Annotated in this window: 12 protein-coding genes and 1 tRNA gene; 5 read left to right on the top strand and 8 right to left on the bottom strand. The window is 71.3% G+C overall.

What is annotated here, in order from left to right:
- Window position 1: 1 nt before the first annotated feature.
- Both FHX45_RS06080 and FHX45_RS06085 read right to left on the bottom strand, forming a co-directional pair.
- Window positions 2–1135 carry a serine hydrolase domain-containing protein gene (locus tag FHX45_RS06080; protein WP_167097433.1) on the bottom strand — a complete coding sequence of 378 codons (1134 nt, stop codon included), beginning with the start codon at window positions 1133–1135 and terminating at the stop codon, window positions 2–4.
- A 30-nt stretch (window positions 1136–1165) separates the two neighbouring features.
- Window positions 1166–2935 (bottom strand): bifunctional homocysteine S-methyltransferase/methylenetetrahydrofolate reductase, encoded by a 1770-nt coding sequence (locus tag FHX45_RS06085; RefSeq protein ID WP_167097435.1) that lies wholly within the window; start codon window positions 2933–2935, stop codon window positions 1166–1168.
- Between the two features lie 260 nt (window positions 2936–3195).
- Here FHX45_RS06085 and FHX45_RS06090 point away from each other — a divergent pair.
- Together FHX45_RS06090 and FHX45_RS06095 are read left to right on the top strand one after the other, a co-directional pair.
- Window positions 3196–3269: transfer RNA gene (locus tag FHX45_RS06090), tRNA-Ile, on the top strand.
- An 84-nt stretch (window positions 3270–3353) separates the two neighbouring features.
- Window positions 3354–3701: a DUF4190 domain-containing protein gene (locus tag FHX45_RS06095; RefSeq protein WP_167097437.1), complete on the top strand. Its 348-nt coding sequence runs from the start codon at window positions 3354–3356 to the stop codon at window positions 3699–3701.
- Here the strand turns inward: FHX45_RS06095 and FHX45_RS06100 are convergent.
- Both FHX45_RS06100 and FHX45_RS06105 read right to left on the bottom strand, forming a co-directional pair.
- Entirely contained in the window at window positions 3663–3962 is a 300-nt protein-coding gene (locus FHX45_RS06100; protein ID WP_341771367.1) for a winged helix-turn-helix domain-containing protein, read from the bottom strand. The two genes, FHX45_RS06095 and FHX45_RS06100, sit on opposite strands and share 39 nt — an antisense overlap.
- A 617-nt stretch (window positions 3963–4579) precedes the next feature.
- Complete coding sequence (locus tag FHX45_RS06105) at window positions 4580–4939, bottom strand: hypothetical protein (protein ID WP_167097441.1); 360 nt, start codon at window positions 4937–4939, stop codon at window positions 4580–4582.
- A 413-nt stretch (window positions 4940–5352) separates the two neighbouring features.
- Between FHX45_RS06105 and FHX45_RS06110 the strand changes: the two genes are divergently transcribed.
- The 3 genes from FHX45_RS06110 to FHX45_RS06120 all read left to right on the top strand — a co-directional run bounded on the left by FHX45_RS06110 (window position 5353) and on the right by FHX45_RS06120 (window position 8170).
- Window positions 5353–6114 (top strand): polysaccharide deacetylase family protein, encoded by a 762-nt coding sequence (locus FHX45_RS06110; protein ID WP_167097443.1) that lies wholly within the window; start codon window positions 5353–5355, stop codon window positions 6112–6114.
- Between the two features lie 154 nt (window positions 6115–6268).
- Window positions 6269–7294 (top strand): YncE family protein, encoded by a 1026-nt coding sequence (locus FHX45_RS06115; protein ID WP_243868933.1) that lies wholly within the window; start codon window positions 6269–6271, stop codon window positions 7292–7294.
- Window positions 7295–7402: 108 nt separating this feature from the next.
- Complete coding sequence (locus FHX45_RS06120; RefSeq protein WP_341771368.1) at window positions 7403–8170, top strand: trypsin-like serine peptidase; 768 nt, start codon at window positions 7403–7405, stop codon at window positions 8168–8170.
- Window positions 8171–8190: 20 nt separating this feature from the next.
- On the opposite strand, the gene FHX45_RS06125 is transcribed toward FHX45_RS06120, so the two are convergent.
- The 4 genes from FHX45_RS06125 to FHX45_RS06140 all read right to left on the bottom strand — a co-directional run bounded on the left by FHX45_RS06125 (window position 8191) and on the right by FHX45_RS06140 (window position 11910).
- Window positions 8191–9045, bottom strand: a complete 855-nt coding sequence (locus FHX45_RS06125) for an RsbRD N-terminal domain-containing protein (RefSeq protein ID WP_167097449.1) — start codon at window positions 9043–9045, stop codon at window positions 8191–8193.
- Window positions 9046–9177: 132 nt separating this feature from the next.
- Complete coding sequence (locus FHX45_RS06130) at window positions 9178–10224, bottom strand: ABC transporter substrate-binding protein (RefSeq protein WP_167097451.1); 1047 nt, start codon at window positions 10222–10224, stop codon at window positions 9178–9180.
- A 14-nt stretch (window positions 10225–10238) separates the two neighbouring features.
- Window positions 10239–11117, bottom strand: coding sequence for an ABC transporter permease (locus FHX45_RS06135; protein ID WP_167097453.1), 879 nt, complete (start codon window positions 11115–11117; stop codon window positions 10239–10241).
- The gene (locus FHX45_RS06140) at window positions 11107–11910 is read right to left on the bottom strand and encodes an ABC transporter ATP-binding protein (protein ID WP_167097455.1); all 804 of its coding nucleotides are present in this window, start codon (window positions 11908–11910) and stop codon (window positions 11107–11109) included. Before FHX45_RS06140 ends, FHX45_RS06135 begins: the two co-directional genes overlap by 11 nt.
- Between the last annotated feature and the right edge of the window lie 103 nt (window positions 11911–12013).

The raw sequence follows: 12013 nt of genomic DNA on the forward strand, positions 1-12013 counted from the left end.
GTCAGCGGGCCAGCGCCGCACCGACGGCGAGTTCGTAGACCCCGCGCAGCTTCTCGAACAGCGGCGCGCTGGTGTCCGGTGTGAGCTGGGCGGTCGCACTGACCGCCACGGCCCGCCGTCCGTCCGGTGTGGCCGCGGCGAACTGGGTGTAGCCCGGGGTGTTTCCGGTGTGGCCGTACACGGTGCCGTACCGGGTGTCGTAGCGGAAGAGCGCCAGGCCCGCGGCGTTGGCCCCCGGGCCGGGCGGTTCCGAGCTGCCGGGCCGGAACCGGGTTTGCGCGGCCCGCACGTCCGGGTGCAGGAGGTCCCGGTAGCCGGCGATGAACCGCGCCAGGTCCGCCGGGGTGGACACCACTCCCCCGGACGCCCAGCTCCAGCCCGCGGCGATCAGGGTGCTGACGTCCTCGGTGCCGTCGTAGCCGTGCAGGTACGGTTCCGGCAGCGCGGACCCGCGGGGCAGGCTCGTGCCGGTCAGGTGCAGCGGCTCCACCACCAGGTGCCGCAGCAGGTCCTCGTACCGGCTGCCCGTCGCCGCCTCGCACATCAGCGCGGCGAGGATGTTGTCGGAGTTGGAGTAGGAGTAGCGGGTGCCGGGCGGGAACCCGAGATCCGGGTCGTCGAGGTAACCGAGCAGTTCACGCGGCGGCGGCGGATCCTGCAGCGCGGCGCGCACCGCCGCGGCGAACCGCGGGGACCGGCTGAAATCCGGGATTCCGCTGGTGTGCCCGAGCAACTGGCGGAGTGTCACGCCGGACCACTGCGGCGGGAAACCGTTCAACCGCCGGCCGATCGTGTCGTCGAGCCCCAGCCGGCCGCGGCTCACCAGGGCCAGTGCCGTCGCGCCGCTGAACGCCTTCGCCACGCTCGCGACCCGCATGTGGTCGTTCGGCCGCGGCGCGCGGCCGGTCGCCACGTCCGACACACCCACGCTGTGGAACGCCGTGCCACCGTTCCGTCTGATCGCGACAGTGACGGCGGGCGGGCCCCCGGGTGCGGCGTGCAGTTCCCGCATCGCGTCGAGCATGGACCGTTCCACGGGTGGTGATGCACCGGCTGTCGCGGTACCCGCGAGCACGCCCCACCCGCAGGAGCCGAGTACCCCCAGCTTCAGCACGGTCCTGCGCGACAGCACCATCGGGCGAGCGTAACACGGCGACGAGGCGCTTCATACCGAAGATTTCTGTTGCCGCAGAAGCGATTCGATCTTGCCCGGGTGTTCGTCCACGACCACCACCGCCCCCCGTACCAGCTCACGCGCCCCGTCGAGCAGCTCGGCCGCCAGCGCCAGACCCACCGCGGCCGCCCGCTCCCCGGCAGTCTCCAGTTCGGACAGTGCTCGCGGCGGGATCGTGACGTCCGGCACCTCGTAGGCAAGGTACTCCGCTTCCGCGAAGCCGGACAGCGGCGCGATCGAGACCAGCACCGGAATGTCCACTCCGGACAGTTCGGCGATCATCCGCGCCAGGTTGTCCAGCTCGTACACCGGCCGTGTGATGAGGAACTGCGCCCCGGCGGCGATCTTCGCCTTGGTGCGGGCCAGTTCGGCGTCCGCGTCCTCGGCACCCGGGTTCACCCGCGCGCCGATGTGGAACGCGGTGCGGGTGGCGAGGGTGAGCCCGTTGTGGTCGCGCCCGGCGTTGAGCCCGGCCAGCAGCCCGATCAGGCCGACCGAGTCGACCTCCCAGATCCCGTCCGCGCCCGGGTAGTCGCCCAGCGGCACGGGTGTGCCGGTCTCACACACCACCGTGCGCAGCCCGAACGCGTGGGCGCCGAGCACGTCCGCCTGCAGCTGCGCGAGCGACCGGTCCCAGGCGGTGACCGTGGTGATCGTGTCCACGCCCGCCAGGCGTTCCAGCCGCACGGCCTCGCCGAAACCGCCGCGGACCAGCGCCAGCCCGGCCCCGCCGAGCCGCGTGGCGTCCTCCGGCTCACCGCGTGGCGTGACCTGTGCGGCGAGCACGAACTCCGGGCGCGCGAACCGCCGGGCCAGCGGGCTCCGCGGCGGCGCCGGCCGCGGCTTCGGCACCGCCGCGGCGACCGGCCGCGTCACCCGCGGCCGCAGGTCGGCCAGGCGCGCGACGATCTCACGGATGTGGCCGGGGGTGGTGCCGCAGCAACCGCCGATCATCGCCGCACCGCGTTCGGCGTACCGGCGGGCGTAGCGGCCGAAGTGGGCGCGGGCGACCGGGTAGGTGAAGCGGCGGCCGGTCCGCCTGGGCATGCCGGCGTTGGGGTGCACGCCGACCGGCAAGTCCGTGGCGTCGCGGAGCTCGTCGAGCACCGCGAGCATGTGCTGCGGGCCGACGGTGCAGTTCGCGCCGATCGCGGCGACGGGCAGCGCGGACAGTGCCTTGACCACGTCGCGCGGGGTCTGGCCGCCGGGCGTGGTGCCGTGGGCGGTGAACGTCGCCTGCGCGACGATCGGCAGGTCGGTGACCCCGGCGGCCACCCGGACGGCCTCGACCAGCTCGTCGAGGTGGCCGAAGGTCTCCAGGACCAGCAGGTCCACCCCGCCGTCGACGAGCGCCTGGACCTGCTCCCGCACGGCACCGGCCCGCTCGTCCGCCCGCACCCCGGCCCGCCGGGCGGCGCTGACCGCGGGCGAGACCGACCCGGCGACGAAGATCGTCCGGTGCACGCCGCGGCGGGCCTGCCGGGCCAGCCGGACGGCCGCGAGGTTGACGTCGCGGGCGCTCACCGAGCACCCGTGCTCGGCCAGCCGCAGCCGGTTCGCGCCGAAGGTGTTGGTCAGCAGCACGTCCGCGCCGGCCGCCACATAGCTCTCGTGGATGGTGCTGACCAGCTCGGGGTTGGCGAGGTTGAGCTCGGGCAGCGCCCGGTCCAGCGAGTTGCCCGCCACGTGCAGGACGGTGCCCATCGCCCCGTCGAACACCAGAACCCGCTCGGACAACTGCTCCGCGAACCGCCCTCGCACGTACCCTCCCGCGTCGCTACCTCCGGGCGTGCACGTGCACGAGGATCCGGCCGGCGCCGCACCCCCACCAGAGCACCGCACCGCCCACCATGGCGACCATCCTAGGCACGGAACCGCACCTACCCGCCGGTTCGACACCGCAGGTGCACCACCAGTGGGCCGTTCGGGTGAGCCGCCCACCGCCGCGCTTCCGCCCAGCCGTGCGATATGTTGTCGTTCACCCTTCGGGGGCGCGGGTGCTGACACATGGCGCCCGCCAGGGGCCGGTAGCTCAGCTGGTTAGAGCAGGGGACTCATAATCCCTTGGCCGCGGGTTCGAGCCCCGCCCGGCCCACCGGTTCTGACCAGGCGTTATGGCACGCTGCTTGATCATCTTCTTACGTCTTGTCCATTGACAGACCACCAGAGGGGACCACCCATGACCCAGCCGCCCCATGGCCACTGGCAGCAACCGCACCAGCCCTACCCACCCCAGCAGCCCTACGACCACGGCTGGCAGCCACAACCACCCCAACCACAGAACGGCATGGGCACCGCCGGGTTCGTCTGCAGCCTCGTCAGTCTCGCCGTCGGGTTCCTCCCCAGCTGGCTCTCGCTCATCGCGCTCCCGCTCGCGATCCTCGGTGTGACCTTCGGCAGCATCGGCTATGGCTACGCGAACCGCGGCATGGCGAACAACCGCGGCCTCGCACAGTCCGGCGTCGTCATCGGAATCATCGCGCTGGTTCTAATGCTCAGCGGCGTGATCATCATGCTCGTCAGCTGAAGCCGGGCCGCTCTCTCTGACGTAGCGGCCCTTGTTCTTCACCGTGATTGCGAGTCGTTCGTTGACCAGCTCGACGAGCGCGCGGTGCACAGTCGGCCTAGACACCCCGTATCGCTGCACAAGGTCGTGCTCGCTGGGTATCCGAGCGCCTGACTTCAAGCGGCCGGCGCCGCGTCGCCAGGTTCCCACCCCAGGCCCTCGGTTGGTGTCACACCACGGCCGAGGGCCGCTCCACCTGCAGGGCCTACCCCTCGCGAACACCAAGGGATTGGGCCACTCGCGCTCGACACTGACCAGCGAAACCGCTGCTGAGCACGCCGCATAGGCGTCACGGACTCATAATCCCTTGGCCGCGGGTTCGAGCCCCGCCCGGCCCACCGATTCTGACCAGGCGTTATGGCACGCTGCTTGATCATCTTCTTACGTCTTGTCCATTGACAGTTTCTGCGGCTCCGACCCACGCTTGCCCCTGAGCGAGGCAACAGCCAAGGGCGACAACCGCAAGCGCGGCAACATCCGCCAACGCGCCAAGTCCCTCCAGGTCCGCGTCTACGCCGGCATCGACCCGGTGACCGGGCGGCAGAGCTATCTCACCGAGACGGTCAAGGGCACCGACAAGGCCGCACACCGCCAGGCGCAGAAGGCCATGACGCGCTTGCAGGCACGGTCTACCGGCGGCGCGGCCCCGACTCCTCGGTCACGGTGTCCTACGCGATCGACGAGTGGCTCAAGACCGCCGACATCGAAGCCACCACCCGGCACGGCTACCTGGGCTACACGACAGTCATGGGTTCACCGTGACGGTCTGAGACCGACTGTCTCAGTGTTCCTCCGGAAAGCGAGAACTGATTGCGTTCGCGGGCAACGGCGACTTCGCATCAGGTGAATGACAACTCATCCAAGTCGATGTCGAAACCCGAGCCGTCATCATAAGGGATCACCGTCCACAGCGACTTCGCGGCCCGCCACATGATTCGCACCACCGACCAGTCCACCTCGGATCCGGTCAAGGTCAGAGTCACTACCGCGTCGGCCAACCTGATTCGACCGGTCGGTTCTGCATCGGCAACCTCAGCGATCATCGCCGCTGCCAAGGGGGACTGCGCATGAATCTCGATGTGGCAGCCGCTGGCACCGACGGTCTCGTCAGCCCGTTCGAGCATGGCCGACACCCAGGAGCCGCCAGATTCACGATCACGCAGCCGAAGGTCGATCCCCTGCTCGAGAGCCGCTGCCACTAAAGCCTCAAGCCGCCTGCTGCGCTACTTTCACGAGATGCACAGTACAGTTTTACTTGGTAAGTCATGCCGCCCTCCGGTCAGGATACGTGCCTGGCCACGTCCATGTTGAACGATACTGCTCGTGAGGCCACGTAGATTTCGCTTGCTGCTCAGCGTCGAAAAATTGTACGGAACACCGGACGCAGACTCGGGAAGCGCCGGCTTTCGCATTTCTCGCCCCTGGTCACTCGAGACGACCTCAGCCGAGCCCGCGGACGAGATCATCTCCGCTGTCCCTGACGAGAAGGGGGCGCTGCGAGCCGAGGTCCGCTCGTCCACCGGTTCGGCGTCGTCCCCCTGGCCGTGGGCGGCGGGCGGGCCGGAACCGTTCTACGGTTGATCTGCCGACGGTGGGAAGAGGTGAGCGGCGGATGACCGGGCGGGAGGTCAGCAGGCGCGGCCTGCTCGGGCTGGGGCTCGGGGCCGCGGTCCTGGCGGGCTGCCAGGCCGGGTCGTCCCCGGGCAGCTCGGGACCGTCGCCGGGCAGCCCGGGGTCGGCGCCGCCGACGAGCACGACCACCGGCGCCCAGGCCGGGCCGGCCCAGCAGCTCGTCCGCGCGGAATCGGGGCGCCCGGAGGTCGCACTGACCTTCCACGGCGCGGGTGAGCTGTCCCTCACCCGCCGCGTGCTCGACGTCCTCGCCCAGCACCAGGCGCAGGTCACCGTGCTGGCGGTGGGCACCTGGCTGGCGAGCGCGCCCGACGGGATCCGCATGGTCCGCGACGGCGGGCACGAGATCGGCAACCACACCTGGAGCCACGGCGACCTGGCGCACATGGCGCCGAGCCCGATGCGGACCGAGATCGAGCGGTGCCGCGACGAACTGGACCGGCTGACCGGCGGGCCCGGCACGTTCTTCCGGCCGTCCCAGGGGCAGTACGCCACCCCGGCCGAGCTCACGGAGGCCGGCCGGGCGGGCTACGCGCGCGTGCTGTCCTACGACGTCGACTCGCTGGACTGGACCGACCCGGCGCCGGAACGGATCCGGCGCGCCGTGGCCGCCGCGCGGGCGGGCAGCGTGGTGAGCATGCACCTCGGGCACCCCGCGACGGCCGCCGCCCTGCCCGGGGTGCTCGCCGACCTCGCCGGCCGCGGCCTGCGACCCGTCACCGCCACCCGTCTCTTCACCTGAACAGGGGCATCCGTTGAAGCATCGTCGTCTTGTCCCCGTTCTGCCGGCCGTCCTGGCGCTCGCGGCGTGCACCGCGGCGCCGCCACCCGCGGCACCGCCCCTGCCGACCACGTCGAGCCCGGCGGCTGTCGCCCCGCCGGCGGACCTGCCGGGCATGCCCCCGGTATCCGACCGGCACAACGTCTACGCCGACGCGGGCGCGAACATGCTCTCGCCCGCCGCGCAGGCCGGCAAACCGCTGGTCTACGTGCCGCACAGCCGGTCGGGCGACGTGTGGGTGATCGACCCGGCCACGTTCGCCGTCGTCGGGCACTACCCCGCGGGGGTCGAGATCCAGCACGTCGTGCCCTCCTACGACATGACCACCCTGTACGCCAGCGACGACAAGGGCAACCACCTGCTGCCCTTCGACCCGCGGACCGGCCTGCCCGGCGCGCCCATCCCGGTGGTCGACCCGTACAACCTCTACTTCACCCCCGACGGCTCGTTCGCCGTCTCGGTCGCCGAGGCCCACCGCGAGCTCGTCTGGTACGACCCGCACACCTGGGCCCAGCGCGACGTGACCCCCGTGCCGGGCTGCGCGGGCATCGACCACGCTGACTTCTCCCCCGACGGCCGCACCGCGGTGTTCACCTGCGAATTCGCCGGTGCGGTCGCCGTCGTCGACGTGCCCTCGCACCACGTGCTGCGGGTGATCCCGATGCCGCAGCGGCACACCCACATGGGGCCGCAGGACATCAAGCTCGCGCCGGACGGCTCGGTGTACTACGTCGCCGACGTCGACGGCAACGGGGTGTGGGTGCTCGACGGCGCCGCCACCAAGGTCCTGCGCTTCATCCCCACCGGCAGGGGCGCGCACGGGCTCTACCTGTCCCGGGACGCGCGGCAGCTGTACGTCACCAACCGTGGTGAGGGCAGCATCAGCGTGCTCGACGCCTACACCGGCGCCCCCGTCACCAAGTGGCAGCTGCCCGGCGGCGGCAGCCCGGACATGGGCAACGTGACCGCCGACGGCAGCCAGCTGTGGTTGTCCGGCCGTTACGACCGCACCGTCTACGTGGTGTCCACGAAGGACGGATCACTGCTGCGGAAGATACCCGTCGGGAACGAACCGCACGGGTTGTGCGTGTGGCCGCAGCCGGGCCGCTACTCCCTGGGGCACACCGGAATCACCCGCTGAACCGGGGCGGGGCACTTGCGACCGGGATGTCCGGTCCCGGCTGTGCGTTCGCTGTGTAACCGCACCGGAGGCGGTGGTTTCCGGGCGCGGGTGTGGTGGAGTGGGAGCGTGGGAACCTCGTGGTGGCGCTCACCGGCCGTGGTCGTACTGGTGACCACGGCGCTGATCGGGACCGGTGCTCCGGCCACCGACGTGGCCGTCCCGGTGTCCACAGCGGACGTTCGTGACACGACGAGCACCACCGCGCACGGCGCGCTGCCCGGCGCCCCGGTCGGGGCCCTGTTCACCGGCGGCAGGCACTTCTGCACGGCGAGCGTGGTCGGCAGCCCGGGCGGTGATCTCGTGCTGACGGCCGCGCACTGCCTGCCGGCGGGGGCACCGCAGGACCTGTACTTCGCACCGGGCTTCCACGACGGTGTCGCGCCGTTCGGGATGTGGCAGGTCACCGCCGTGCACGTGCCGGCCGGGTGGGCGGCGGGCGCGGACCAGGACCTGGACTTCGCGTTCCTGACCGTGCGCCAGGCCGGAAACCCGCGTCCCGTGCAGGACCTGACCGGCGCGGAGACCCTCGGCGTGGACCGCGGGTCCACGCACGACATCGTGCTGACCGGGTATCCCGACGGCGCGGACTCGCCGGTGATCTGCCCGGGCCGCACGACGCGGTTCGGTGCGCACCAGCAGCGGGTCGCCTGCCCCGGCTTCCCGGACGGGACCAGCGGCGGCCCCTGGCTGACCGCGGTGGACCCGGCGACCGGGAACGGCACCGTGGTCGGCGTGATCGGCGGTTACCAGCAGGGCGGCGACACGCCCGACGTCTCCTACAGCGCCGCCTTCGACCAGGACATCCAGGACACCTACGACGCCGCGGTGCGATGACGCCGGCCGGGCAGCGCGGGTCAGGACCCGGCGAGGACGGGGGCCAGCGCGCTGGACAGGTCGGCGTAGGTGTCGATCCCCGCGAGCCGGGTGCCGGCCGCCACCATGGCCTGCGCCATGCCGGGCACGATGCCGCACACGATGCCGCGCGCGCCCATCAGCCGGGTCGCGGCGACGATGTCCGCCAGCCGCCCGGACACCTGGTCGTCGACGTCGCTCGCCCCGGTCACGTCGATGATCAGCGTGTGCACGCCACGCGTGTGGACCACGTCGAGCACGGTTTCCATGGCCAGCGCGGCGCGCTCCGCGTCCAGCGTGCCGATCAACGGCAGCACGACCACGCCGTCCCCGACGGTGAGCAGCGGCACGGACAGCTCCAGCACCCGCTGACGGTGCGCCTCGATCAGCTCGTCGCGCCGCTGGACGTAGGTCTCCATGATCAGGATCGCGGCGGCGTCCACGCAGCGGTTGAGCGCCACCACGATGTCCATGGTCTCCGCCGCCTCCGCCGGACCGGTCTCGGCGTGCGCGCGCAGCACCCCGACGACCGCCTGCTTCAACGCCAGCAACGCCATCGCGGTGTGCCCGGGCGACGTGCCGGCGTGCGCGCGGCCACCGGCGAACTCGATCAGCGCCGCGCGCAGCCCGGGCTCCTCGTAGGGCAGGCGGTGCAGCGGGCGATCGCTGTCCAGCGCCGTCAGCAGCGCGGTGAGCACCCGCTCGGTCCCGGCCAGCAAGCCCTGCTGGTCGGCGGCCGGGCCGGGGGGCATCAGCTCCCGCTGCTGGCGGACCCAGGACTCGATCAGGTCGTGCCGCCACCGCTCGACGACCTCGCGCAGGCGGCTCCGCATTCGCTCCGCATTGGTCTCGGCCACGTCCCCATGTCCTCCACAGTCCCCCACCGCCCGGCGGGCCGGCACCAGGATAGGCCCACGCGGGGCGGTGGTGACGCACGCGGACGGCGCGGGCACCCGGCTGCCGGGTGCCCGCGCCACCGGTGTGCCGGCTCAGCCCCGGCCGGCGGCGTCCACGAACTCCGTGGTGTAGGTCCTGGACAGGTCGATGGAGTCCTTGCGCGGCTTGACGTTGGTCGAGAACGAGGCGAGCACCTCGAGCGCGTTCCGCGCGCCGGAGGGGTCCATCCTGCCGTCGGCGTTGAACATCCCGATGCTGTCCTTGACCGACTTGACGTAGAGCGCGGGGTCACCACCGCCGTAGGACGGCGGCATCTTCGCCGCGATCTCCTCCGGCGTGTGCTGGCTGATCCACTTCAGCGTGGCGACGAAGGCGTTCGCGAGCTTCTGCACCACGTCGTGGTTCTGCTGCACGAAGTCGCAGCTCAGGTACAGCGACGTGGCGGGGTAGAGCCCGCCGAGCGCGGCCTTGGTGCCCTCGACGGTGCGCAGGTCGTAGAGCACCTTGGCCTTGCCGGTGCTGGTCAGCGACGCGATCGTCGGGTCGGTGGTCATCCCGGCGTCGATGCCGCCGTTGTCCAGGCTCGCGATGAACGTCTGCCCGGCGCCGACCTTGACCGGGGTGTACTGGTCCGCGCCCACGCCGGCCTTGGCGGCCAGCGCCTTGGTCAGGAAGTCGGTCGACGAGCCCAGCGAGGTGACGCCGAGCTTCTTGCCCGCGAAGTCCGCGGCGCTGGTGATCTTGTCCGCGTTCGCGGTGCTCACCACCTCGGCCTCACCGGGGATGTTGGCCATCTGCACCACGCTCTGGATGCACTGGCCCTTGGCCTGCAGGTCGATGGTGTGGTCGTAGAACCCGACCACACCCTGCACCTGCCCGGCGACCAGGGCGGTCTCCGCGTTGGCCCCGGACTGCTCGTCCTGCAGCTCCACGTCCAGGCCCTGGGCGGTGAAGTTGCCGAGCTGCTGGGTGAGCGTCGCGGGCAGGTAGATGATCTTGTTCAGCCCGCCGACCATGATGGTGATGTGCGGCTTGCCGTTCGCCCCCGTGGTGGCGACCCGGGAGTCCTGGCAGGCGGTCGTGCCGGCGACGGCGAGGGTGAGCGCGGCGACGAGGCCGGCGATGCGGCGAATCCTCATTGATCCGGTTCCTTTCACAGAGCGGCGGTGGTGCCGGCGGACACGGACGGCCGCCAGCGCAGCAGCCGGTTCTCCAGGTGCCCGATGCCCCATTCGGCGAGGAGGGCGACGACGGTGATGATGATCATCGCGGCGTAGATGCCGGCGGAGTCGAACGTGCCCTGCGCGTTGGCGATCAGGAAACCGATCCCGGCCTTGGACCCGGCGTACTCCCCGACCACGGCGCCGATGAGGGCGAACCCGAACGCGGTGTGCAGCGAGGACAGGATCCACGACGTCGCACTCGGCAGCACGATCGACCGCAGCACCTGCAACCGCCCGGCACCGAGGATCCGTGCGTTGTCGATCAGGTTGCGGTCCACTTCCCGGGCGCCGGTGAAGGCGTTGAAGAACACCGCGAAGAACACCAGCACGACGACGGTGGCGACCTTCGAGGCCAGGCCCAGCCCGAACCAGATCACGAACAGCGAGGCGAGCACGATCCGCGGCACCGCGTTGGCCGCCTTGATGAACGGGGCCAGCACGTCGGCGAGGTACTGGCTGCGGCCGAGGATCACGCCGAGCACGACACCGGCGACCGCGCCGAGCGCGAACCCGAACACCGCCTCCTCCACGGTGACCCACAGCTGGTACCAGATGGACCCGAAGTCGGTGCCGCGGGTGAACCAGCCGACCAGCCGCTCCCAGATCCGGGAGGGCTTCGAATAGAAGAACGGGTCGATCCACAGCGTCGCAGCCAGCTCCCAGCTGCCCAGCCACGCGACCACGATCGCCAGGCGCAGCAGCCAGGTGTTGCGGCGGCGGCGGAACACGGCCCGCCGCTGCCGGGCCAGGATCATCTCCTCGGTCTCGGGCTGCACGTTCACCGGCACGGCGGCGGTGTCAAGCGACATCGGTGTTCCCTCCCCGGGCCTTGGCGACCTCGACGCGCAGCGACTCCCAGACCTCGCGGTAGATCCGCAGGAAGTCCTCGGTGATGCGCAGCTCCTCGACCTCGCGCGGGCGCGGCAGATCCACGACGAACACGTCCTTCACGGTGGCCGGGCTCGTGGTCAGCACCACGACCTTGTCGGCGAGCGCGATGGCCTCCTCGAGGTCGTGGGTCACGAAGACGACGGCCGCGCCGGTGCCCGACCACAGCCGCAGCAGCTCGTCCTGCATGAGCGCGCGGGTCTGCACGTCCAGCGCCGAGAACGGCTCGTCCATCAGCAGGATCCGCGGCCGGGTGACCAGCGTCTGCGCGAGCGCCACGCGCTTGCGCATGCCGCCGGAGAGCTGGTGCGGGTAGTACTTCTCGAACCCGGCGAGCCCGACCCGCCGCACCCAGTCGGCGGCCTGCTCGCGCGCCTCCGCCTTGCCCGCGCCGCGGAACCGCGGGCCCGAGGCGACGTTGTCCAGGACCGAGCGCCACGGCATCACGGCGTCGGTCTGGAACATGTAGCCCACTCCGTCCGGAATGGACCGCACCGGTTCGCCGTCGACGCGGACCTCCCCGGCCGAGGCCGGCTGCAGGCCGGAGACCAGGGACAGCGTCGTGGACTTGCCGCATCCGGTGGGCCCGACGACGGCGACGAACTCGCCCGCCTCGACGCTCAGCGTCAGATCGCGGACCGCGGTGTGCACCGAGCCGCTCCCGCTCGGGAACCGCTTGGTGGCACCGGCCAGCTCGATCAGGGGTGGGGACATCGGGTGACTCCTTCGTCACTCGGCAGGGGGGACCGTGTCACGCACGTTAAGAAGCGGGGGCACCGCCGGTGAAGCTTGTTCGCGTTCTGCGTCCGCAGTGCGC

This window comes from Amycolatopsis granulosa (assembly GCF_011758745.1).
Classification (GTDB): Bacteria; Actinomycetota; Actinomycetes; order Mycobacteriales; family Pseudonocardiaceae; genus Amycolatopsis_E; species Amycolatopsis_E granulosa.